Consider the following 24,292-nt stretch of genomic DNA (forward strand, 5'->3'; position numbering starts at 1 on the left):
GCATGAGAGCCCGGCTCATCCGTGATGCGATCCGACTGGGCACCTTCTTGCTGGTCTGCTTCTTGGGCCTCATCGGCTTGTTCGCGGTCTTCGGGCAGCTGCGCTTTGGCGAGAAAACCAGCACCTACAAAACCGAGTTCAGCAATGTGACCGGACTGGAGCAAAACGACTTCGTGCGCATCGCCGGTGTCGAGGTCGGACAAGTCAAAAAGGTTGCGATTCAGCCCGACACAACGGCGCTGGTCGAGTTCACGGCCGATAGTTCGGTGGTGCTGACCCAGGGCAGCCGGGCCGTGATCCGCTATGACGACCTGATCGGTGGCCGATACCTGGCACTCGAGGAAGGCGCCGGCAGCCCCAAACAGCTCAAGCCCGGTGACACGATTCCCATGACACACACCTCGCCCGCCCTGGACTTGGATGCGTTGATTGGCGGGTTCCGTCCGCTGCTGAAGGCGCTGGATCCCGACCAGGTCAATGCCCTGTCCGGCCAGTTGATTCGGGCGCTGCAGGGCGAAGGCGCGACGATCAACTCGTTTCTTGCCCAGACCGCCGCGTTGACGACGACGCTGGCCGATCGCGATCAGCTGATCGGGGATGTCATCATCAATCTGAACGTCGTGTTGGGTTCGCTCGGCGACCAAAACAAGCAATTCGCCAAAGCGGTCGACGCACTCGCCGAACTCATGGAAGGCCTGCAGGCCCGCAAGGAAGACATCACCAAGGGCGTGGCTTACACCAATGCCGCCGCCTCGAGCATCGCGGACCTGTTGTCGCAGGCACGCCCGCCACTGGCCAAGACCGTCCAGGAGACGGATCGCGCATCGGCAATTGTCTTGGCAGACCACGAATACTTCGACAATCTGATCAACACGCTGCCAGATGCCTATCAAGCGCTGTCGCGCCAAGGCATCTACGGTGACTTCTTCAGTTTCTATCTCTGCGATGTCGTGCTCAAGCTCAACGGCAGGGGTGGCCAGCCGGTGTACGTCAAGGTCGCCGGTCAGCCCACCGGGAGGTGCGCACCGCGGTGAAATCCTTCGCTGAACGCAACCAGATCGTCGTCGGTGCAGTGGGATTGGCGATCACCATCGGCATCGTGGTCGAATCGCTGCAGTACGACAAGCTGCCGTTCTTCCAATCCGGCAAGCAGTATTCCGCCTACTTCGCTGATGCGGGTGGGCTGACAACCGGCGTGCGCGTGCAAGTTTCGGGATTCCGGGTGGGTGAGGTCTCGTCCATCGAGTTGGACGGACCGCGGGTGCTGGTCAAGTTCACTGTCGACAAGCACATCCGCCTCGGCGACCATACCGAGGCGGCGATCAAGACGCGGGGCCTGCTGGGCACGAAGATGCTCGAGGTCATCTCCCGCGGGGACGGCCAGCTGCAGGGCACGATTCCGCTCGACCGCACCCGGTCGCCGTACCAACTACCCGACGCGCTGGGTGACCTGGCCACCACGATCAGCGGCCTGAACACCAACCAGCTATCGGACTCGCTGCGGGTACTGGCGGACACCTTTTCCGACACCCCGCCACAACTACGCGTCGCGATCGAGGGAGTGGCACGCTTCTCGCAGACCCTCGACGAGCGCGACGCGCAGCTGCGCGGTCTGCTCACCAACGCCAACAAGGCCACGACCGTGCTGGCCGAGCGCAGCAACCAAGTCGTCAGCCTGATCGCCAACACCAACGCGCTGCTGGCCGAGCTGACAACCCAGCGCGCCGCCCTGGATCACATCTCCGGCAACATCGCCGCACTCGGTCAACAACTGCATGGGTTGATCGCGGAGAACGAGGCGACGATGCGACCCGCGCTCGACAAACTCAACGGCGTACTGACCATCCTGGACAACCGCAAGGAACGGCTGCAGAAGGCGATCAAGCTGCTCGACGACTACACGATGTCGCTGGGTGAATCGGTGTCCTCCGGTCCGTTCTTCAAGACCTACGTCGCCAACCTGGCGCCGGGACAATTCGTGCAGCCATTCATCGACGCGGCATTCTCCGACCTCGGCCTGGATCCCAATGTGCTGCTCCCGTCGCAACGCACCGACCCGCCGATCGGCCAGCCGGGCACACCGCCGCTGCCGTTGCCCTTCCCGCGGACGGGCCAAGGCGGCGAACCACATCTGAAGCTTCCCGACGCGATCACCGGCAACCCCGATGACCCGCAGTATCCCTACCGCGAGCCGCTGCCCGCCCCACCCCCGGGCGGGCCACCACCGGGGCCGCCCGCGCCGGCGCCTCCCGAGTTGGCTTCCATCCCGCAGCCAACGCCGTCATCGGTATTGGTGCCCGCGCCGGGCGAGGTCTCAGCACCCCAGACCGCGGGGGCCGACGATGATCCGGCGCACCAAGACCTGGCTGGCCGTGCTGTTGGTCGGACTATTGGCCGCTGGAGTGGTGGTGCTGCTGCGAACCACCGAAGTGGTCAACCGCACCAATGTCGTCGCGTACTTCGAGAACAGCAACGGCGTCTTCACCGGGGATGAAGTTCGCATCCTTGGTGTGCCCGTCGGCAAGATCACCTCGATCGAACCGCAGCCCGAGTCGGTCAAGGTCTCATTCTGGTACGACAGCAAGTACATAGTGCCGGCGGACGCGAAAGCCGCGATCCTGTCGCCGACCCTGGTGACCTCACGGGCGATTCAGCTCACCCCCGCCTACACCGGCGGGCCCGCGATGTCCGACAACGCGGTCATTCCACGGCAGCGCACCGCCGTTCCGGTCGAGTGGGACGACGTCCGTGCGCAATTGGCGAAGCTGACCAAGGAGTTGCAGCCGACCGAGCCCGGCGGCGTCAGCCCCCTGGGGTCGGTGATCAATACCGCGGCAGACAACCTCCGCGGCGAGGGCGCCAACATCCGCGACACGGTGATCAAGTTGTCTCAGGCCTTTTCTGCCCTCGGCGACCACAGCACGGACATCTTCTCGACCGTGAAGAATCTCGCGATTCTGGTGTCGGCGCTGCAGGACAGCACCAACTTGATGCGCCAGCTGAACCAGAACCTGGCGACGGTGACCGGCCTGCTGGCCAACGACCCGAACGAGGTCGCCAACGCCGTTCGCAACCTCGGCGACACGGTCGGTGAGGTGCAGCGATTTGTGGCCGACAATCGCGAAGCGCTGGGCGCCACATCGGACAAGCTGGCGGGGGTCAGCCAGGCTTTGAACGATAGCCTCGACGACGTCAAACAGTTCCTGCACGTGGCACCCAACACCTTGCAGAACTATGTGAACATCTGGCAGCCGGCCCAGGGCGCGGTGAGTGCCGTGCCGATGCTCAACAACTTCGCCAATCCGATTTCCTTCCTGTGCGGCGCCATTCAGGCCGCATCGCGACTGGGCTATGAACAGTCCGCGAAGCTATGCGTGCAATACCTGGCACCGATAATCAAGAACCGTCAGTACAACTTCCTGCCCTTTGGCCAGAACCTCTTCGTCGGCGCCAGTGCGCGACCCAATGAGCTGACCTACAGCGAAGACTGGCTACGCCCGGATTACATTCCACCGCAAGCCATTCCGCCGCAGCAAGCACCGCCGGCCGCGGCGCCTCCGGCGCAAGCACCGCCGCCCGCCGTGGGCCTCCCGCTGCCGGCCGAAGCGCCCGCCACACCCGACCCGGCTGCCGGCCTTCGCGGGATCATGGTGCCCCAAGGGGTGGGCTCATGATGCGGGCCGGGTGGACCACGCGGATACGCATCGCGGCGGGAATCGCCGCCCTAGCGGTAGCCGTATCGGGCTGCAGTGGCTGGCGCGGCCTGAACTCGCTTCCGCTGCCAGGTGTTCAGGGCGGCGGACCCGGCTCGTTCACCATCCAGGCTCAGATGCCCGACGTCGACAACATCGAGCCGAATTCGCGCGTCCGGGTGGGTGACGTCAATGTCGGTACCGTCACCAAGATCGAGCGCCAGGGCTGGCATGCGCTGGTCACGATGAAACTCAACGGCAATGTCGAGCTGCCGGCAAATGCCACCGCCACACTCGGTCAGACCAGCTTGCTGGGGTCGCTGCATATCGAGCTGGCACCGCCTACCGACGTGCCGCCTGAGGGCAACCTACGCGAGGGCTCGTTGATCCCGTTGTCCTCATCGAAGGCATATCCGAGCACCGAACAGGCACTCGCCGCAACGGCGATGCTGCTCAATGGCGGCGGGATCGGGGACATCTACGACATCACCGAAGCCCTGAGCACCGCCTTCACCGGACGCGAGAACGACTTGCGCAGCCTGATCGAGCAGCTCGACGAGGCCATCGGACACCTCGACGACCAAAAAGGCGACATCATCGCCGCTGCCGAGAGCCTGAACAACCTGATGGCTCAGCTCGCCGCACAAAGGCCGGTACTGGACAAGGCGTTGCGGACGATTCCGGATGCACTCGCCGTGCTCAAGAACGAGCGCGAGAACCTGGCCGATGCACTCACCCAGCTGGGCAGGTTCAGCGCGCTGGCCGCCGACTCGGTCAACCAGACCAAGGACGCGCTTGTGCAAGAGCTCAAAGATCTTGGGCCGACGCTGGAGTCACTGGCCAACGCGGGTCCGGCGCTAACGCGCGCGCTGAGCTTCCTACCCACCTACCCATTTCCCAAGGAGACGCTGACCAACTGGATGCGCGGCGACTACGCCAACCTGACCCTCATCATCGATATGACGTTGAGCCGTATCGACGCCGGATTCTTCACCGGAACGCGATGGGAAGGCGACTTGACCGAGCTCGAGCTGCAGTGGGGCCGCACCATCGGGCAGATGCCCAGCCCCTACACCGTGGGTAACCCGTTGATCGTTCCGTACCGATGGGACCAGGGGCCGTGACATGCGTCTGACTCGGCAGATCTTCATCCAGATGGCGATCTTCGCCATCGTGGCCACCACCGCGCTGTTGATCATGGTCTTCGGGTACATGCGAGTGCCGGCCATGGTCGGCATCGGGCAGTACCGCGTGACCGTCGAGCTGCCCGAGGCAGGCGGCCTCTACCCGCGCAGCAACGTCACCTATCGCGGCGTCGAGGTCGGCACCGTCAAGAGCGTCCACTTGACCAACACGGGTGTGGCCGCGGTCCTGTCGCTGAACTCCGATGTCAAGATTCCCGCCGATGTGGAGGCCGAGGTGCACAGCGTGTCCTCGGTCGGCGAGCAGTACGTTCAGCTGCTTCCGCGTAGCGGCCAAGGTCCGTCGTTGAAGGACGGCGACGTGATCCCGAGTAGCCGCACCCGCGTTCCAACCGATATCAACACGATCCTGGACGAAACCAGCCGCGGCCTGCAGGCGATCCCCCGCGAGAACCTGAAGACGGTTGTCGACGAGGCGGCCGTCGCCGTCGGCGGACTGGGGCCCGAGCTTCGGCGGTTGATCACCGGGAGCAGCAAGCTGGCCATCGACGCCCGCGCGAACCTGGACGAGCTGACCCTGTTGATCGACCAGTCCAAGCCGGTGTTGGACACCCAGACCGACACCGCGGGCGCCATCCGCTCGTGGGCGTCGAATCTGGCCAGCATCACCGACCAGCTGCAGCGCCAGGACTCGTCGTTGGCCGGGTTGCTGGATCAGGGTCCCGGGGCAGCCGATGAGGTGCGCGCGCTGTTCAACCGACTACGCCCCACACTGCCGATCGTGCTGGCCAACCTGGTCAGCGTCGGCGAGGTGGCCGTCGCCTACCACCCGAGTCTCGAGCAACTGCTGGTGCTGTTTCCTCAGGGAACTGCCGTAACGCAGGCCGTCGGCGTTGCCAAGCGCAACACCATCCAGGACTACAAGGGCGACTATCTGGTCTTCAACCTGAACCTGAACCTGCCGCCGCCGTGCACCACCGGCTTCCTGCCGGCCCAGCAGCAGCGGGTACCCACCTTCGAGGACTACCCGAACCGTGCGCCGGGTGACCTGTACTGCCGAGTGCCACAGGATGCGCCCTTCAACGTCCGCGGCGCACGAAATCTGCCTTGCGTGACCGTGCCAGGAAAGCGCGCGCCGACGGCGAAGCTGTGCGAGAGCAACGAGGTCTACGTGCCGCTCAACGACGGCTACAACTGGAAGGGGGATCCGAACTCCACGCTGTCCGGGCAACCGATTCCGCAACTGCCCCCGGAGCCGCCGCTCGAACAGAGCGCCCCGCCGGGTCCGGCACCGCCAGCCCCGATTGCCGCCGCCGAGTACGACCCGGCAACCGGCACCTATATGGGCCCCGACGGACACCTGTACACGCAAGCTAATCTGGGCCAGACCGTCCCAGAGGAGCAAACATGGCAGACGATGTTGCTGCCCCCGAAGAAATGAGTGATTCCACGACTCTCGAGGAGCAACCGGAGCCTGCCGAGGTCGTTGAGCCCGAAGGCGAATCCGGCCAAGCAGGCGTGCCCGAGGCCCAGCCGCGCAACGAAGACCAAGACGAGACCGCGGACGAGACCCAGGAAGACGCCGACGCGGATCCCGAGGCGGGCGAAGACGACGCGCAAGCCAGCGACGGCGAGCAGGAGTCGCCCAAGCCAGCGCCCTCAAAGGTGCGGCTGGCGATCGTGGTGGGGCTGGCCGCGGTGGTGGCCATGGCGGCGTTGGCGAGTTGGTTCGGGTTCCACGCCTACCAATCGCATCAGGCCGACCAACAGCGCAAGCTCTATGTTCAGGTCGCCAGACAGGGCGCGATCAACCTCACCACCATCGACTGGGAGCATGTCGACGCCGATATCGAGCGCATCCTCAACTCGGCCACCGGCACTTTCTACGACGACTTCCAACGCCGATCCAAGCCGTTCATCCAGGTCGTTCAGCATTTCCAGTCGAAATCCGCGGGAACGATCACCGCCGCCGCACTGGAGTCGGAGTCCGACGACGCGGCACAGGTCCTGGTGGCGGTGAGCGTCAAGACGACGACGGCCGCAGCGCCCGAACAACGGCCTCGTGCGTGGCGCATGCGCATCACCGTGCAGCAGGTCGGCGACGAGGCCAAGGTAGCCAACGTGGAGTTCGTGCCGTAACCCGCTCAACGGGTGCGGCTCCGTCAGGGTGATGCCGCGAAGCTAGTGCATGCCCGAGGGGCGAACCGGCTGCACCCCGGTTAGCGCCGGCCCGAGGAAGCGCGCCGCCAACGCCATGAACGCCTCCGGATCGCCGGTGGCTTCGAACAATCGAGTGGCCGGCGGCGCATCGTGCGGGCGCAGTATGTCCCGCTCGGTCAGCACCCGCAGGACCTCCTTGGCGGTCTCCTCGGCGCTGGAGACCAGCGTGACGTTGTCCCCCATCACCAGTTGTATCAACCCGGACAGCAACGGATAGTGCGTGCAGCCGAGTACCAGGGTGTCGACCCCGGAACGCTGTAGCGGCTCCAGATAGCCCTCCGCCAATCCCAGCACCTGACGACCGCTCGTCACGCCCCGCTCGACGAAATCGACGAACCGTGGGCAAGCCACCGCCGTGATCTCGGTGTCGCGCGCGGCGGCAAACGCATCCTGGTAGGCGTGCGAGGTGATGGTCGCGCGGGTGCCGATCACCCCGATGCGACCGTTGCGGGTGGTGGCCACTGCACGGCGTACCGCCGGCAGGATCACTTCGACGACGGGCACGTCGTATCGCTCCCGGGCATCGCGCAGACACGCTGCCGATGCCGTGTTACAGGCAATCACCAGCGCCTTGACGCCCCGGCCGACCAGGTCGTCACCGATGGCCAGGGCATGTGCGCGAACCTCGGGGATGGTCAGCGGACCGTACGGGCCGTTGCCGGTATCGCCCACGTAGACGATGTCTTCGTCGGGCAGTTGGTCGATGATGGCCCGTGCGACCGTCAGTCCGCCGACGCCGGAATCAAAGATTCCGACGGGCGCCAGCGGCGAGCTCATGTCTTCGGGCTTGACGGCCGTTCACCGGCCTTTTTCAGCTCCCGAGCCTTGCGTTCCGGAGCGGACAAGAAATACGCCGCCACGACGCCGGCGAGCGCACCGCACAGATGGCCCTGCCAGGAGACGCCACCGCACACTCCCAGCCGCGGCAACGCGCCGAGCAGGATGCCGCCGTAGAAGAACAACACCGCCAGACCGATGATGATGTCCCACACCTTGCGGACGAACAATCCGAAGACCAACAGAAAAGCCAGCCAGCCGAAGATCAGACCCGAGGCACCGATGTGATCGGTGGGCCCGCAGCTGCTGCCGACGTTGCCGATCAGCCAAGTGCCAAACCCGCCGAGGATCCACACGATCGCGGTGGCCCAGACGAACCGGGCCAACCCGGCCAGCGTCATCAGAAAACCCAGCACCAGCAGCGGAACCGTGTTGGCCATCAGGTGCGCCCAGTTGGCGTGCAGCAGCGGCGCGAAGATGATCCGCCAGAGGCCATCGGTTTGCAGCGGTCTGATGCCGTTGAGGTCCAGGGAATGCCGAGTCAGCTGGTCGATCAATTCAACGAGATACAGCAGTGCGACAAAGGTCAGAATTGTCGCTCCGCCGGTCACCCAGCGCGGCCGCTCCTCGGGCTGCGTCGCTGGCGTGCGCGGATGTCTAACCATACGCGCCGCTCCTCCTCGTCGCTTAGTGCCCTTGCAGAGCATTCCGGCCTCATCCAGGCTACCTGCGTAGACCCAGGTGGACAGATACTCCCACCCACCGTCGGAGCGCCGCCTGCAGCACCGCGCCGGTGGCGATGCCCGCCAAACAGCAGCGAGTCGTATCGCACCGTGGTCTGCGATTCATCCACCTGCCACGGCCGGCAGGATGGTGACCGTGTCACCGTCGGCGATCGCGGTGTCCAAGCCGCCGGAGAACCGCACGTCCTCGTCATTGACGTAGATGTTCACGAACCGGTGCAACTTGCCGTTGTCGATCAGCCGCTCAGCGATACCCGAGTAGTTCGCTTCGAGGTCGTCGATGACCGCCCCCAGGGTGTCACCGCTGGCCGTGACGCGCTTTTGGCCACCGGTCTGCGGTCGCAGGATGGTCGGGATGGACACGGTGACGCTCATGACGGCCTCTCCAGGGACAGTTCAATACCGCCCGACGACATTGACGGGTTCTTCGGTCACAGCACCAGCGATGATCCGATAGCTGCGCAACTCATCGCGGTCGGGATCGCGCGTGCAGACCAGAACATAATGCGCCGCCGGCTCGGCGGCCAGATCGATATCAGTGCGGCTCGGGTAGGCGTCGGTGGCCGTGTGCGAGTGGTAGATCACAACCGGCACCTCGCCGGCGCCTTCCATCTCTTGCCACACCGCAAGCTGTTCGCCCGAGTCGAAACGGTAGAAGGTCGGCGAGCGCTCGGCGTTGGTCATCGGAATGTGCCGGTGGGGACGGTCGGATCCCTGCGGCCCGGCCAGCACTCCGCACGCCTCGTCGGGATGATCGCGGCGCGCATGGGCGAGGATCGCATCGACCAGGTCGGCACGGACCACCAACACCTCAGCGGCTTTCTGTTCCCGATGTTTGCAACGCTCCGGGCAACACATCGCGGTAGCTCGGTATTCCGGCAACGGACTCCGCGGCAATCACACCGACCAGCACCGCCTGGGCCAGGCAATCAGCCGCGGCGGCCCCCACCGCGGTGAGAAGCCCGGTCTCGGGAGACAACGCGGCGGGAATGGCGGGATCAGGGGGTACCTGCACCGCGCCGGTGGCCAGCGCGAAAACGGTGTCCCCGTCCAACGGTGTGTGCGCGGGACGAATCGTGCGGGCCAACCCGTCCTGGGCGGCGATCGCCACCCGCTGGCAACCCGCCGGACTCAGCGCGGCATCCGTGGCGACCACCGCAATGGTGGTGTTCAGCGGCCGATCTTGGGGCGCGTCTTGCGGATCCAGCGGAGAAGGCAGCCGGGCGAGCTCATCGAGCTGATCGGCCGGTGGCCGGGTGAGACCGAACTCGCCGGAAAGTTCCGCCATCCACGGCAGGCCGGTGGCCGGATCCACGACATTGCCGACGGAGTTCACCACCACCACGGCACCGACTGTCACACCGGAGGGCAGCTTGACCGACGCGGTCCCCACGCCACCCTTGAGGACGCCGGCGCGCGCCCCCACGCCCGCGCCAACTGTCCCGACCGCCAGCGACGCAGTGGCGCCCGGGTCCTGATCGCTGACCGCCGCGTCACAGGCCAAGTAGCCGAATTCGGCGGTGGGACGCTGCCCCCACCCGCCGACGAGCAGATCGAAAATTACTGCGCCCGGAACGATCGGCACCACACCGGTGCCCATCGCCACACCGCGCTGATGTTCCTCCAACCAGCGCATGACACCGTCAGCGGCCGCCAGACCGTAGGCGCTGCCACCTGCCAATAGCACCGCGTCCACGAAGCGCACGCTGTTGACCGGGTCCAGTAAATCGGTCTCACGGGTTCCGGGCGCGCCACCGCGACAGTCGACCGCACCAACAGTTCCGGGCGGCGCCAGCACCACCGTGACACCCGATGCCCAACCGGCGCCGAGGGACGCGTCCGGATCCAGCCTTTGGTAATGCCCGACGCGGATGCCCCCGATGTCGGTGATGGAGCTCATCCAGCCGACTTCCCCATCAGGACCAGCACCAGATATTCCTGCAAAACGGTCAGCCACTGATAGACGTCGTAGTGGGCGGCCAGCGGATGGTCGGCGGGCAAGCGCTCGGGTCCGCGGGGGCCAACATCAAGCAGGACTCCCAGCGTCAGGCGCAGGTCGTTGACCGCGGCGACCCAGGCGTTGGCGCCGTCTTCCGTCAGCTCGAAGCGGCCCCCCTTCTCCGGAACCGTGTCCAATAGCTGCTGCGCGGTAGCGCGTTTGGCGTCGATGATGTCGGGCTCATGCAAGCTGCGCAACGCGGCATTGAGTGTCTCGGAGCTGTCGAGGGTCATTGGGTCGGTCTCGCCGGGTTTGTAGAAATCCGGCAGCAGCCGGCGCAGCGTCGGATCGCCCGGGCGCTGCGCATGGCCGGTCCGGATGCCGGTGATCTCCTCGAGTTCATCCGACGGCGCGGTGGATTCACGCTCATCCAACAAGCCGATCATCGCGCCGACCAAGTTTTTGAGCAGGGTCGCTTCGTGCGGAGCCAAGGACGACCGAAACCGAGGACCGTTGCGGGTTTCAACGCGCTTCCATTTGCGCACAGTGGATCCGGATACCCTCGAATCTCACCGGTCCTGCTGCATCGTCGCCCACAAACCGGCGGCGTGCAGTTTGGACACGTCGACTTCCATGGCCTCTCGGCTACCCGCTGACACCACAGCCCTACCTTCGTTGTGCACCTGCAACATCAATTTAGTGGCATGCGGTTCGCTGTAACCGAACAACTTTTGGAACACATAGGTCACATAGGTCATCAGGTTGACCGGATCGTCCCACACGATTGTCACCCACGGGCTAGCCGTGGCGTCTCGCGACGCAGACTCCTGCTGCCCGACCGAGCCGGGCTTAGCAGGGGCTGAGGCAACAACCATAGCCCTAGGATAGCGAGCCCCTCCCGTGGATACCGACTCCCCAACCGAACCGATACGGTGGCGGTGTGAACCACTCGGTCCTGGCTGGGCTGCTGACCGACAAGTACGAGATGACCATGCTGGCGGCCGCGCTGCGCGACGGCACCGCCGAGCGCCGGACGTCCTGGGAGGTCTTCGCCCGTCGGCTGCCCGCCGGCCGCAGATACGGGGTGGTGGCCGGGACCGGCCGCCTCCTGGAACTCTTGCCCCGGTTCGGCTTCGACGACCAAGCATGCGAGTTGCTGGCCCAATTCCTGGATCCAGACACCGTGGCTTACCTGCGCGACTTCCGGTTCAGCGGCGACATCGACGGCTATGCCGAAGGCGAGCTTTACTTCCCCGGGTCCCCCGTGCTCTCGGTACACGGCAGCTTCGCCGAATGCGTGCTGCTGGAGACTCTGGTGCTGTCGATCTTGAATCACGACTCAGCGATCGCCTCGGCCGCGGCCCGGATGGTCAGTGCCGCCGGCGATCGCCCCTTGATCGAAATGGGTTCGCGACGCACCCACGAGTGCGCCGCGGTCGCTGCCGCCCGAGCCGCATACATTGCCGGGTGCACCGGCTCCTCCAATCTGGAAGCCCGGCAACTCTACGGCGTCCCCGCCGAGGGCACCGCCGCGCACGCGTTCACCATGGTGCATATCAACCAGGACCGCACACCGGCCTTGGCCGAGCTGGCCGCGTTCCGGGCCCAGATCGACGCGCTCGGGCCGGACACCACGCTGCTCGTCGATACCTATGACGTGACGACCGGGGTGGCCAACGCCGTGGCCGCCGCGGGTACGGCTCTGGGCGCGGTCCGCATCGACTCCGGCGAGCTGGGTGTACTCGCCCGGCAGGCGCGCCAGCAACTCGACGCCTTGGGGGCCACCGAAACCCAAATCATGCTCTCGGGCGATCTGGACGAGTTCTCCATCGCCGCGCTGCGCGCGGAGCCGGTCGATCGCTACGGCGTCGGCACCTCGCTGGTCACCGGCTCGGGCGCACCAACGGCGAGCATGGTTTACAAACTTGTTGAGGTCGAAGGCATTCCGGTGCAGAAGCGCAGCAGCCAGAAGGAATCCCGTGGTGGTCGCAAGGAGGCGCTGCGGCTGGCGCGACCGACGGGAACCGTCACCGAGGAGATCGTGCACCCGGCCGGTCGACCGCCGGCCACCACGGGGCTACACCGGGTGTTGACGACACCGCTGGTTCGCAGCGGAAAGCCGATGGTCACCACCGATCCAGATACTCTCGCCGCAGCCCGAAAGCTGGTGGCGTCTGGGCTACGCAGCTTGCCTTGGGAGGGACTGAAATTGGCACCCGGCGAACCCGCCATCCCGACCCAGACCATCTCGGCCTGAGAGCCGGCTTGACCACGAGGGAGCAACCACGTCCCGTGCCCGAGTCTGCGTCCGTTCCCGAGCTGCTGGCGATTGCCGTGGCCGCAGTGGGTGGCAGCGAACGTCCCGGCCAGGTGGAGATGGCCGACGCTGTTGCGCGGTCATTCCAGTCCGGCGAGCACTTGGTTGTTCAGGCCGGCACCGGCACCGGCAAATCGCTGGCGTACCTGATTCCGGCGGTTGTGCGCGCGCTCGACGACAACGCACCCGTGGTGGTGTCTACCGCAACAATTGCGCTGCAGCGCCAGCTCGTCGATCGCGACCTACCCCGGCTGGCCGACGCACTCGCCGATGCACTCCCCCGCCAACCGCGGTTCGCGCTGCTCAAGGGGCGACGAAACTATCTATGTCTGAATAAGATCCACAGCGATGGCTCGACCAGCGATCCGGAAGCCGACGATCAGCCGCAAGAGGAACTCTTCAACCCGATGGCCGCCACCGCACTGGGCCGCGACGTGGCACGACTGACCGAATGGGCGTCCACCACCGACACCGGTGACCGCGACGACCTCAAGCCTGGGGTCGCTGAACGGTCCTGGCCCCAGGTCAGCGTCTCGGCGCGGGAATGCATCGGCGTGGCCCGCTGTCCCTACGGATCCGAGTGTTTCTCGGAACGTGCGCGCAGCCGCGCCGGTGGCGCCGACATCGTCGTCACCAACCACGCGTTGCTGGCCATCGATGCTGTCGCGGAATCGACAGTGCTGCCGGAACATTCGCTACTGGTCGTCGACGAGGCGCACGAGTTGACCGACCGGGTGACCTCGGTGGCCACCGCGGAACTGACCTCAGCCGCCCTCAGCGCGGCGACGCGGCGCATCGCGCGTCTGGTGAGTCCGGAGCTGACCCAGCGGTTGGATGCGGCATCGACCACCTTCGCCTCGGCCATTCACGACGGGACGCCCGGCCGCATCGACCACCTCGACGATGAGTTGGCGACCTACCTGACCGCGCTGCGCGATGCCGCCGCCGCGGCCCGCTCGGCGATCTCCGGCACCAGCGACGCCGCGGCCGCATCAGCGCGCGCCGAATCCGCCGCGGCGTTGGCCGACATCTCTGATACCGCGTCACGAATCCTGACCTCATTCACGCCGCCCATCCCCGACCGCACCGATGTGGTCTGGCTCGAACACGAGGAAAACCGGGGTTCGCCGCGGGCCGTACTGCGGGTAGCACCGCTGTCGGTGGCCGGGCTGCTGGCCGCCACGGTGTTCTCCCGATCGACGACGGTGTTGACCTCGGCAACGCTGACGGTGGGCGGAAGCTTCGATGCCATGGCCACGGCCTGGGGCCTGACCGAACCTAGGACCGACCCCAAAAGCGAAGCGGCCGAACAACGCACGCCGTGGCGTGGCCTCGACGTCGGATCACCGTTTCACCACGCCAAGTCGGGAATCCTCTATGTGGCCGCCCACCTCCCACCGCCCGGCCGGGAGGGAGCGGCTGCGGCCGAGCAGCTGACCGAAATCGCCGAGCTCATCACCGCGGCCGGTGGGCGCACCCTGGGCCTGTTCTCCTCGATGCGGGCGGCCCGCGCCGCAGCGGAAGCCATGCGGGAGCGGCTCTCGACACCGGTGCTGTGCCAGGGCGACGACAGCACCTCCGCACTTGTCGAGCAGTTCGCCGACGACGCCGCCACCTCGTTGTTCGGCACGTTGTCGCTGTGGCAGGGCGTCGACGTGCCCGGACCATCGTTGTCCCTGGTGCTGATCGACCGCATCCCATTTCCGCGCCCGGACGACCCGTTGCTCAGTGCCCGGCAACGGGCGGTGGCGGCCCGGGGCGGCAATGGTTTCATGGCCGTCGCGGCCAACCACGCGGCGCTGCTGCTGGCGCAGGGGGCGGGACGGCTGTTACGCCGCGTCACCGACCGGGGCGTGGTCGCAGTTCTGGACTCGCGGATGGCGACCGCCCGGTATGGGAGCTATCTGCGCGACTCGCTACCCCCGTTCTGGCAGACCACCAATGGCACCCAGGTTCGCCAGGCACTGCAGCGATTGGCCGAACTCGACGAGACCTAGCGGGTAGCGAGGGTGACCAGCCCGAGTTCGTTGCTGGCGGCCAGCATCGGATGGCGCGGAAGCACGCGCACCGTGTATCCCAGAGCACCCGCCATCGGCAGCGGGGTCGTCGTTGAGAAGACCTGGTTGCCCGCGTCGGCGTGACCGGCATAAGACATCTCGACGGTGACCGGGTCAACCAGAACATCGCCGGCGTCGACTCTGCCCAGCACCGCTTGCACCGTCACTTCATCGGGCGCCAGCCCGGCCAGTTGCACGATCGCGGTAAGAGTCAGCTTCGATCCCAGCAATGGGGTGTCGGGCAGCCCCGTGCTGTCGACGTCGGTGATCTCGATGCTGGGCCAGGCCGCTTCCACACGTCGGCGGTAGGCGGCCAACTCGCGGGCCGCCTGGTACTCGGTGCCGTCCTCGGCGGTGGCGATGGTCTTGCGCCGCGATTGTGCCGCTGGTGCGTAATACCGCTCCGTGTAGTCGCGCACCATCCGCGACGCCAGCACCTTCGGGCCAAGTGTCTGCAAGGTGTGGCGCACCATCTCGATCCAGCGCGGCGGCACCCCCCGTTCGTCGCGCTCGTAGAACTTTGGCGCCACCGAATGCTCCAGCAGGTCGTAGAGTGCGCTGGCCTCCAGGTCGTCGCGTCGTTCCGGATCGGCCACCCCATCCGCAGACGGTATTTCCCAACCATTTTCGCCGTCGTACCATTCGTCCCACCAGCCGTCGCGAATGGACAGATTCAGCCCACCGTTGAGCGCACTCTTCATTCCTGAAGTGCCACAGGCTTCCAGCGGTCGCAGCGGATTGTTCAGCCAAATGTCGCAACCCCAGTACAGGAATCGGGCCATCGACATGTCGTAGTTGGGCAGGAAAGCGATGCGGTGCCGCACCTCTGGCCGGTCGGCAAAACGCACCACTTGCTGGATCAGCGCCTTGCCGCCGTCATCGGCCGGATGCGATTTTCCGGCAACAATCAGCTGTATCGGCCGTTGCGGATCCAGCAAGAGCTTTTCCAACCGATCCGAATCACGCAACATCAACGTCAGACGCTTATACGTCGGGACTCGGCGGGCAAAACCTACGGTCAACACATCAGGATCGAATGCCGTTGGTATCCAACCCAGTTCGGCCTCGGATGCACCTCGCTCCAGCCGTGACTGCCGCAGCCGCGCCCGCACGTCCTCCACCAGCAACGATCGCAGTTGGGAACGGATCCACCACAGATGGCCGGGGTCCACCTGATTCAGTCGTAGCCACACGGCGGGCATGCTGAACGAGTCCGAGCCGGCCAGTTCGCGACCGAGTTCCAGCCACTGGGGGGCCGCCCAGGTGCGCGCGTGCACACCGTTGGTGATCGATCCGATCGGCACGTCGTCATGATCGAATCCCGGCCACAACTCGTTGAACATGGCCCGGCTCACCCTGCCGTGCAACAGCGAGACGCCATTGGCGCGCTGCGCTAGGCGCAGGCCCATGTGGGCCATGTTGAACTTGGTGGGATCGTCTTCTGCGCCCAGGGCAAGGATGCGCTCGGTGGGCACCCCGGGCAGCAACGTGGGCTCGTCATCGGCGAAATAGCGCTGCACCATCTCCACCGGGAACCGGTCGATACCGGCGGGTACGGGCGTGTGCGTGGTGAACACCGTGCTGGAGCGCACCACCGTCAACGCGGTGTCGAAGTCCAGTCCCGCGTCGGTGATCAGCTCACGGATCCGCTCGGCGCCGAGGAATCCGGCGTGCCCCTCGTTCATGTGGAACACCTCGGGGGCGGGCAGGCCCTGGATTGCGGTGAATGCCCGAATGGCCCGAATCCCGCCGATGCCGGCCAGGATCTCCTGCTTGATGCGGTGTTCCTGATCGCCACCGTAGAGCCGGTCGGTGACGCTGCGTAGGTCGTGTTCGTTTTCTGGAACATCGGAGTCGAGCAGCAGCAGCGGAACCCGACCGACCTGCGCCACCCAGATCTGGGCCCGCAGCCGAGCCGAATCCGGCAACGTCAGCTCGACCAGCACTGGGTCGCCGTTGGCGTTGGTGAGCAGGCGCAACGGCAGGCCTTGCGGGTCCAGCGATGGATAGGTTTCCTGCTGCCAGCCGTCTGCGGTCAGCGACTGCCGAAAGTAGCCGGAACGGTAATATAGACCGACCGCGATCAGCGGCAACCCCAGATCGGAGGCGGCCTTGAGGTGGTCACCAGCCAGAATCCCCAGTCCGCCGGAGTAGTTGGGCAACACCTCGGCGACGCCGAATTCCATCGAGAAGTAGGCGATGCCGGTGGGCATCGCAACGCCGTCGGCCTCCTGCTGCTGGTACCACAGCGGACGGTTGAGGTAGTCGTTGAGATCGGCGGCAAGCGCGTCGAGTCGCCCCAGGAACTCTTCGTCGAGCGCCAGTTCATCGAGCCGCGCGGGCTTGACCGCGCCCAGCACCGCCACCGGGTCGTGGCCACAGCTGGTCCACAGCGCCGGATCGATGCTCGCGAACAGGTCTTGCGTCGGCTTTTCCCACGACCACCGCAGGTTCGTCGAAAGCTGGTAGAGCGCGGCCAGACGGTCGGGCAGATGCGTGCGGACGGTAAAGCGGCGAAGGGCTTTCACGCGAATAAACATTACTGAGGATTTCTAGGTGCGCACGGCTAGAGATCGACTGCTTGGGCCCCTCCGGTGTGGTCTGACACTAGGGTGGGTATGGGGCGCTAGGAGACGAGCAGACAGCGACACACGAAGAAACCCCGGCGACATCTGCTGGTAATCGTCCGGGGTGGTGAGCCAGGAACGGAGTGATCGGTGCCCGGTCGTGTCGAGATCGATAACGTCCAGCCCGTCGTCTCATGTGGCACATACCCCGCCAAAGCGGTGATCGGTGAGGTGATTCCGGTTAGCGCGTCGGTATGGCGGGAAGGTCACGAGGCGGTGGCCGCGACGCTGGTGGTGCGCTATTTGGGAGCGCGCTATCCGCAAGTCGCGGATGTACGAAGGATCCAGGCGGCTGCGGCCGCGGAAGCGGAGCTGAGCACCAGGCCGGCCGAACAACAGCGGGTCAAGCCATTGCTGTTTCCGATGACCATGGGCGAAGAGCCCTTCGTCTTCCACGGTCAGTTCACCCCCGACAGCGTCGGGCTGTGGACGTTTCGCGTCGACGGCTGGGGTGACCCGATTCACAGCTGGCGGCACGGGCTGGTGGCCAAACTCGACGCCGGGCAGGGCGAGAGCGAGCTGTCCAACGACCTGCTGGTCGGCGCGGCGCTGCTGGAGCGCGCCGCGACCGGGGTGCCGCGCGCACAACGCTGGCCGCTGATGGAGGCCGCGGCAGCATTGCAGGCCCCGGGCGATCCGGTGACTCGCTCGGCCCTGGCGCTGACGCCCGAGATCGACGAAGTGCTCGAGCTGTATCCGCTGCGGGATCTGGTCACCCGCGGCAAGCAGCTCGGAGTCTGGGTCGATCGGCCCGTGGCGCGCTTCGGGGCCTGGTATGAGATGTTCCCCCGCTCGACCGGTGGTTGGGACGACGAGGGCAAGCCGGTGCACGGGACCTTCGCCACCGCGACGGCACAACTCCCCCGCATCGCGGGCATGGGATTCGACGTGGTCTACCTTCCGCCGATTCACCCGATCGGCAAGGTGCACCGCAAGGGCCCCAACAACAACCCCACCGCCGTACCCGGGGATGTCGGATCTCCGTGGGCGATCGGCAGCGACGAGGGTGGTCACGACGCGGTCCATCCGGACCTGGGCGCCATCGACGACTTTGATGAGTTCGTGGCAACGGCGCGCGATCTGGGCATGGAGGTCGCCCTGGATCTCGCGCTGCAGTGCGCTCCGGATCACCCATGGGCGCGTGAACACCGCAACTGGTTCACGGAGTTGCCGGACGGCACCATCGCCTACGCGGAGAATCCGCCGAAGAAGTACCAGGACATCTATCCGCTCAACTTCGACAACGACCCTGCCGGGCTCTACGCCGAAGTCTTGCGGGTGGTGCAATATTGGATCGACCATGGGGTCAAGTTCTTTCGAGTTGACAACCCGCACACCAAGCCGCCCAATTTCTGGGCTTGGCTGATCGGCCAGATCAAGGCCGTCGACCCCGACGTCCTGTTCCTGTCCGAGGCGTTCACGCCGCCGGCCCGTCAGTACGGACTGGCCAAGCTCGGCTTCACCCAGTCCTACAGCTATTTCACCTGGCGGACCGCCAAGTGGGAGCTCACCGAATTCGGCAACGACATAGCCAAGCTCGCCGACTTCCGACGGCCCAACCTCTTCGTCAACACCCCCGACATCCTGCACGCCGTGCTGCAGCACCATGGCCCAGGCATGTTCGCCATCCGCGCGGTGCTGGCCGCCACCATGGGTCCCGCTTGGGGCGTGTACTCGGGCTATGAGTTGTTCGAGCACCGCGCCGTGCGCGAGGGCAGCGAGGAGTACCTGGACTCGGAGAAGTATGAACTGCGTCCTCGTGACTTCGCGGGTGCTCTCGCCGAGGGCAGATCACTGGAACCGTTCATCACACAGCTCAACGCGATTCGGCGACTGCATCCGGCACTGCAGCAGTTGCGCACGATCTACTTCCACCATGTCGACAATGACGCGTTGCTGGCCTACAGCAAGTTCGACCCGGCCACCGGCGACTGCGTTCTGGTGGTCGTGACGCTGAATGCCTTCACGCCCGAGGTGGCCACACTGTCGTTGGACATGCACGCATTGGGCATGGAGCCCTACGACCGGTTCTGGGTACGTGACGAAGTAACCGGCGAGGAATATCAGTGGGGGCAAACCAATTACATTCGCATCGATCCGGGCCGAGCGGTTGCCCACATCATCAACATGCCACTTATACCGGAACAATCTCGAATCACATTGCTACGCAGGAGGTGAGGGGCAGTGAGCAGAACCGACCAACTCGCCGGGACGCACCTGGCGCCCGAACCCAACGACTTGGCGCGCCTAGTCGCCGGTTCACACCACAATCCGCATGGCGTCCTGGGCGCCCACGAGTACGGCGACCACACTGTCATCCGTGCGTTTCGGCCGCACGCGGCAGAAGTGATCGCCATAGTCGGTGACGACCGGTTTCCGATGCAGCACATCGAGTCTGGCTTGTTCGCCGTCGCGCTGCCCTTTGTCGACCTCATCGACTACCGACTGCAAGTCAGCTATGAGAACTCGGAGCCGTTCACGGTTGCCGACGCGTACCGCTTCCTGCCCACCCTGGGCGAGGTGGACCTGCACCTGTTCGCCGAGGGCCGCCATGAGCGACTCTGGGAGGCGCTCGGCGCCCACCCCCGCTCGTTCACCACAGCCGACGGCGTGGTCCACGGGGTGTCCTTCGCGGTGTGGGCTCCCAACGCCGAGGGGGTCAGCCTGATCGGCGACTTCAACGGATGGAGCGGCAGTGAGGCTCCCATGCGGGTGTTGGGTTCCTCGGGGGTGTGGGAATTATTCTGGCCCGACTTCCCCGCCGACGGGCTCTACAAGTTCCGGGTACACGGAGCCGACGGTGTGGTCTCGGAGCGGGCCGACCCGTTCGCCTTCGGCACCGAAGTACCGCCCCAGACGGCATCGCGGGTAACCGTAAGCGACTACAGCTGGGGCGACGGCGACTGGATGACCGAGCGTGCACAACGCAATCCGGTATTCGAGCCGATGAGCACCTACGAGGTCCACCTAGGTTCGTGGCGACCCGGCCTCAGCTATCGCCAGCTCGCCACGGAGCTGACGGATTACGTTGTGGCACATAAGTTCACTCACGTAGAGCTACTCCCCGTTGCAGAGCATCCGTTCGCCGGGTCGTGGGGATACCAGGTCACGTCCTACTACGCGCCGACATCCAGGTTCGGCACCCCCGACGACTTCCAAGCCTTGGTCGATGCACTGCACCAAGCGGGCATCGGGGTCATCGTGGACTGGGTGCCCGCGCACTTCCCCAAGGATGCATGGGCCCTAGGGCGGTTCGACGGGACACCGCTCTACGAACACTCGGACCCCAAAAGGGGTGAGCAACTAGACTGGGGAACTTACGTTTTCGACTTCGGCCGGCCTGAGGTGCGCAACTTCCTGGTGGCCAACGCGTTGTACTGGATCGAGCAGTTCCACATCGATGGCCTGCGGGTGGACGCGGTGGCGTCGATGCTGTATCTGGACTACTCCCGCCCGCAGGACGGCTGGACACCGAACATCTACGGAGGGCGAGAGAACCTGGAGGCGGTGCAGTTCCTGCAGGAAATGAATGCCACAGCGCACAAGGCAGCGCCGGGCATCGTCACCATTGCCGAGGAGTCCACCTCGTGGCCCGGGGTGACTCGACCAACTAGCATTGGCGGCCTGGGCTTCTCGATGAAATGGAACATGGGCTGGATGCACGACACGCTCGACTACGTCAGCCGCGATCCCATCTATCGCAGCTACCACCATCACGAGATGACGTTCTCGATGCTGTACGCGTTCAGCGAGAACTACGTGCTGCCGCTGAGTCACGATGAGGTGGTCCACGGCAAAGGCACGTTATGGGGCCGGATGCCGGGTAGCAATCACACCAAGGCCGCCGGCTTGCGGAGCCTGCTCGCCTACCAATGGGCCCACCCCGGCAAGCAACTGCTGTTCATGGGACAGGAGTTCGGTCAGCGCGCCGAGTGGTCCGAACAGCGCGGCCTGGACTGGTTCCAACTCGACGAGAATGGCTTCTCTAATGGCGTTTTGCGCTTGGTCCGCGACATCAACGAGATCTACTGCGACCATTGCGCATTGTGGAGTCAGGACACCACCCCCGAGGGCTATTCCTGGATCGACGCCAACGACTCGGCGAACAATGTCTTGAGCTTCCTGCGGCATGGCAGCGACGGCTCGGTGATGGCCTGCATATTCAACTTCGCGGGTTCAGAACACAGCGACTATCGCCTCGGCCTGCCGATCGCCGGTCGTTGGCGTGAGGTGCTCAATACCGACGCAACGATCTACAACGGCTCAGGAGTCGGTAATTTCGGCGGCGTTGATGCCACCGCGGAGCCATGGCACGGCCGTCCGGCATCCGCGGTGCTGGTGCTGCCGCCCTCGTCGGCGCTGTGGCTGGAACCCGCCTAGCCGCGATCGACGCCGGCGCCACCGCCACCCGCCCGGCATCAGCGGGGCGGTTGATGCTGCCGGCCGTCAGTAGAGCGCGCTGGCCAGGCTGCGCCGGCCCGCGATCACCTCGGGGTCGGCAGGGTCAAAGAGCTCGAACAGCTCGATCAGCCGAGTGCGCACCCTGGCGCGTTCGTCACCGGAGGTGCGTCGTACCAACGCAACCAGACGTTCGAATGCCCCGGTGACGTCCTGACTGAGGACTTGCACGTCGGCGGCCGCAAACGCCGCATCGACATCATCCGGAGCGGCGTCGGCAACAAGGACGGCATCGGGCCGCTGAGCGGTTGCCCGCGAAAGGAAGTCGATCTGACGAATGGCCGCCTTCGCTTCGACGCTGTTTGGATTGGCGTCCAGCACCGCCTGATACGACCCTCTTGCGGCGTCGAAGTCGCCTTCCTCGAGTTCCGCGCGGGCCTGGGCCACAGTTGGATCGACTTCCTCGGCATCCTCCGAACCCGCTACACCGCTTAGCTTTCCGTCGGTCGCCGACAGCAGAGAATCCACCCAGAGGCGCAGTTGCTCGGCAGGCTGGGGCCCCTGAAAGCTCGAAATCGGCTGCGCCGCAGCCAAAGCCACCACCGTTGGCACCGCTTGCACACCGAATATCTGAGCGACTCGAGGCACCACGTCGACGTTGACCGCGGCAAGCCGCCACTTGCCCATATCGGCGGCGGCAAGGCCGGACAGCGTGTCGACCAGTTCGACGCACACATCGCTGCGCGGTGACCACAGCACCACCACAACGGGCACTTCGTCGGACCGGCCAATCACCTCGTCTTCGAAGTTGGCCTCGGTGACCTCAACCACACCAGGCTGATCCGCGGGCGCCTTGCCGGAAGCGCCGCCTGCCGCGGTGTCTTGTTGGGCTCGTTGCTTGAGACCGGAAAGATCGACCGCACCTGCCAAGGCCGGCCCGATCGGAGGTCGGGGACGCGTCACGTGATCAAGTCTGTCACGCCGCGTCGGCTACCGATCCACCCGGTCGCGGCGGTCTCACGACTGGCCAATTGAGTGCCCTGAATACGCCCACGGCGCCTGGGCCGCGGAATTATGACCAATCTCACACCACCCCTTGCCGGCTCGCATCCAGCAACCTCGGCGAGCCCTCGGGAGGGCCTATCCGGCGCGCAGAATCAGGGCGTCGCCCTGCCCTCCGCCACCACACAGCGCGGCGACCCCGTAGCCCGAACCGCGCCGTGCCAGCTCCAGCGCAACGTGCAGCGTGATGCGGACCCCCGACATACCGATCGGGTGCCCGAAGGCGATCGCACCACCGTTGACGTTGACGATCTCCGGATCGAGTCCAAGTTCCTTGGTCGAGGCCAAGGCAACGGCGGCGAATGCCTCGTTGATCTCCACCACATCGAGCTGGTCGGCCGTGATGCCCTCTTTGTCCAGGGCCTTCTTGATCGCGTTGGCCGGCTGCGACTGCAGCGTCGAGTCCGGGCCCGCCGCCACACCGTGCGCACCGATCTCGACCAGCCAAGTCAGCCCCAATTCCTGGGCCTTTTCCTTGCTCATCACCACGACCGCGGCCGCACCGTCGGAAATCTGCGATGATGAGCCTGCGGTGACGGTGCCGTCCTTGCGAAACGCCGGCTTGAGGCCCGCCAGGGAATCGGCGGTGGTGTTGGCCCGGATTCCTTCGTCTTCGCTGAACTGCAGCGGATCGCCCTTGCGCTGAGGCACACTCACCGGCACCACTTCATCGGCGAAGACGCCATCTTTCCAGGCAGCTGCCGCTTTTTGATGCGACGCGGCCGAGTATTCGTCTTGCTGGCGCCGGGTGAAACCGTCCACGTCGTTGCGTTGCTCGGTGAGAGCGCCCATGGGCTGATCGGTGAAGGCGTCGTGCAGTCCGTCGTAGGCCATGTGGTCCAGCACGGTGACATCGCCGTATTTGTAGCCGGGCCTGCTATCCATCAGCAGATGAGGCGCCTTGGTCATGGATTCCTGACCACCGGCGACCACCACTTCGAACTCCCCGGCCCGAATGAGCTGGTCCGCCAGCGCGATGGCGTCGATGCCGGACAGACACATCTTGTTGATCGTCAGCGCGGGTACGTCCCAGCCGATGCCCGCCGCGACCGCGGCCTGCCGCGCGGGCATCTGTCCCGCGCCCGCCGTGAGCACCTGGCCCATGATCACGTACTCGACCAGTGAGGCCGGCACATTCCCCTTCTCCAAGGCTGCCTTGATGGCGATCGCGCCCAGGTCGCTCGCGCTGAAATCCTTCAGCGAACCCATCAACCGACCGATCGGTGTCCGGGCTCCAGCAACGATCACCGACGTCGTCATGACTACCTCCTAAGCGCAACGGAACGGCCGATCCGGCCAACCCGAAGAAGCAGATTCT

Annotated in this window: 20 protein-coding genes; 10 read left to right on the forward strand and 10 right to left on the reverse strand. The window is 65.5% G+C overall.

The window, feature by feature from the left end; translation table 11 throughout:
- Nucleotides 1-2 precede the first annotated feature (2 nt).
- The 6 genes from MMSP_RS20245 to MMSP_RS20270 are packed head-to-tail and all read left to right on the forward strand — an operon-like array spanning nucleotide 3 to nucleotide 6,973.
- Nucleotides 3-1,034: an MCE family protein gene (locus MMSP_RS20245; RefSeq protein WP_020788113.1), complete on the forward strand. Its 1,032-nt coding sequence runs from the start codon at nucleotides 3-5 to the stop codon at nucleotides 1,032-1,034.
- Nucleotides 1,031-2,494 (forward strand): MCE family protein, encoded by a 1,464-nt coding sequence (locus MMSP_RS20250; protein ID WP_020788114.1) that lies wholly within the window; start codon nucleotides 1,031-1,033, stop codon nucleotides 2,492-2,494. Before MMSP_RS20245 ends, MMSP_RS20250 begins: the two co-directional genes overlap by 4 nt.
- Nucleotides 2,409-3,674: an MCE family protein gene (locus MMSP_RS20255; RefSeq protein WP_235065804.1), complete on the forward strand. Its 1,266-nt coding sequence runs from the start codon at nucleotides 2,409-2,411 to the stop codon at nucleotides 3,672-3,674. Before MMSP_RS20250 ends, MMSP_RS20255 begins: the two co-directional genes overlap by 86 nt.
- Nucleotides 3,671-4,816 (forward strand): virulence factor Mce family protein, encoded by a 1,146-nt coding sequence (locus tag MMSP_RS20260; protein WP_020788116.1) that lies wholly within the window; start codon nucleotides 3,671-3,673, stop codon nucleotides 4,814-4,816. Before MMSP_RS20255 ends, MMSP_RS20260 begins: the two co-directional genes overlap by 4 nt.
- 1 nt (nucleotide 4,817) lies before the next feature.
- Nucleotides 4,818-6,275, forward strand: coding sequence for an MCE family protein (locus tag MMSP_RS20265; RefSeq protein WP_020788117.1), 1,458 nt, complete (start codon nucleotides 4,818-4,820; stop codon nucleotides 6,273-6,275).
- Nucleotides 6,242-6,973, forward strand: coding sequence for a hypothetical protein (locus MMSP_RS20270; protein ID WP_020788118.1), 732 nt, complete (start codon nucleotides 6,242-6,244; stop codon nucleotides 6,971-6,973). The genes MMSP_RS20265 and MMSP_RS20270 overlap by 34 nt, the downstream gene beginning before the upstream one ends.
- Nucleotides 6,974-7,015: 42 nt before the next feature.
- On the opposite strand, the gene murI is transcribed toward MMSP_RS20270, so the two are convergent.
- From murI to clpS, 7 genes are all read right to left on the reverse strand, one after another.
- Nucleotides 7,016-7,831, reverse strand: coding sequence for a glutamate racemase (gene murI / locus MMSP_RS20275; RefSeq protein WP_011741600.1), 816 nt, complete (start codon nucleotides 7,829-7,831; stop codon nucleotides 7,016-7,018).
- Nucleotides 7,828-8,538 (reverse strand): rhomboid family intramembrane serine protease, encoded by a 711-nt coding sequence (locus tag MMSP_RS20280; protein WP_152522467.1) that lies wholly within the window; start codon nucleotides 8,536-8,538, stop codon nucleotides 7,828-7,830. Before MMSP_RS20280 ends, murI begins: the two co-directional genes overlap by 4 nt.
- A 138-nt stretch (nucleotides 8,539-8,676) precedes the next feature.
- A complete protein-coding gene (locus tag MMSP_RS20285; protein ID WP_012395650.1) occupies nucleotides 8,677-8,949 on the reverse strand; it encodes a MoaD/ThiS family protein in 273 nt (90 codons plus the stop codon).
- Between the two features lie 21 nt (nucleotides 8,950-8,970).
- Entirely contained in the window at nucleotides 8,971-9,432 is a 462-nt protein-coding gene (locus MMSP_RS20290) for a Mov34/MPN/PAD-1 family protein (protein WP_086085593.1), read from the reverse strand.
- Nucleotides 9,386-10,474, reverse strand: coding sequence for a P1 family peptidase (locus tag MMSP_RS20295; RefSeq protein ID WP_020788121.1), 1,089 nt, complete (start codon nucleotides 10,472-10,474; stop codon nucleotides 9,386-9,388). The genes MMSP_RS20290 and MMSP_RS20295 overlap by 47 nt, the downstream gene beginning before the upstream one ends.
- The gene (locus tag MMSP_RS20300) at nucleotides 10,471-11,058 is read right to left on the reverse strand and encodes a DUF2017 domain-containing protein (protein ID WP_011741604.1); all 588 of its coding nucleotides are present in this window, start codon (nucleotides 11,056-11,058) and stop codon (nucleotides 10,471-10,473) included. Before MMSP_RS20300 ends, MMSP_RS20295 begins: the two co-directional genes overlap by 4 nt.
- Nucleotides 11,059-11,082: 24 nt before the next feature.
- Entirely contained in the window at nucleotides 11,083-11,388 is a 306-nt protein-coding gene (gene clpS / locus MMSP_RS20305) for an ATP-dependent Clp protease adapter ClpS (protein ID WP_012395653.1), read from the reverse strand.
- Nucleotides 11,389-11,417: 29 nt separating this feature from the next.
- Between clpS and MMSP_RS20310 the strand changes: the two genes are divergently transcribed.
- Nucleotides 11,418-12,770 carry a nicotinate phosphoribosyltransferase gene (locus MMSP_RS20310; RefSeq protein ID WP_369797360.1) on the forward strand — a complete coding sequence of 451 codons (1,353 nt, stop codon included), beginning with the start codon at nucleotides 11,418-11,420 and terminating at the stop codon, nucleotides 12,768-12,770.
- Between the two features lie 35 nt (nucleotides 12,771-12,805).
- Nucleotides 12,806-14,827 (forward strand): ATP-dependent DNA helicase, encoded by a 2,022-nt coding sequence (locus MMSP_RS20315; RefSeq protein WP_020788124.1) that lies wholly within the window; start codon nucleotides 12,806-12,808, stop codon nucleotides 14,825-14,827.
- Here the strand turns inward: MMSP_RS20315 and MMSP_RS20320 are convergent.
- On the reverse strand, nucleotides 14,824-17,415 hold the full coding sequence (locus MMSP_RS20320; protein ID WP_020788125.1) for a glycosyltransferase family 1 protein: 2,592 nt from the start codon (nucleotides 17,413-17,415) through the stop codon (nucleotides 14,824-14,826). The genes MMSP_RS20315 and MMSP_RS20320 overlap by 4 nt on opposite strands.
- A 189-nt stretch (nucleotides 17,416-17,604) precedes the next feature.
- On the opposite strand from MMSP_RS20320, the gene MMSP_RS20325 reads away from it, so the two are divergent.
- Complete coding sequence (locus tag MMSP_RS20325) at nucleotides 17,605-19,692, forward strand: alpha-1,4-glucan--maltose-1-phosphate maltosyltransferase (RefSeq protein ID WP_020788126.1); 2,088 nt, start codon at nucleotides 17,605-17,607, stop codon at nucleotides 19,690-19,692.
- A gap of 6 nt (nucleotides 19,693-19,698) precedes the next feature.
- A complete protein-coding gene (gene glgB / locus MMSP_RS20330; protein WP_020788127.1) occupies nucleotides 19,699-21,894 on the forward strand; it encodes a 1,4-alpha-glucan branching protein GlgB in 2,196 nt (731 codons plus the stop codon).
- Nucleotides 21,895-21,960: 66 nt separating this feature from the next.
- Here the strand turns inward: glgB and MMSP_RS20335 are convergent, their stop codons facing one another.
- On the reverse strand, nucleotides 21,961-22,875 hold the full coding sequence (locus tag MMSP_RS20335; protein ID WP_036426786.1) for a tetratricopeptide repeat protein: 915 nt from the start codon (nucleotides 22,873-22,875) through the stop codon (nucleotides 21,961-21,963).
- Between the two features lie 177 nt (nucleotides 22,876-23,052).
- A complete protein-coding gene (locus tag MMSP_RS20340) occupies nucleotides 23,053-24,234 on the reverse strand; it encodes an acetyl-CoA C-acetyltransferase (protein ID WP_020788129.1) in 1,182 nt (393 codons plus the stop codon).
- Nucleotides 24,235-24,292 lie beyond the last annotated feature (58 nt).

Source organism: Mycobacterium sp. 012931, assembly GCF_000419295.1.
Taxonomy (GTDB): Bacteria; Actinomycetota; Actinomycetes; order Mycobacteriales; family Mycobacteriaceae; genus Mycobacterium; species Mycobacterium marinum.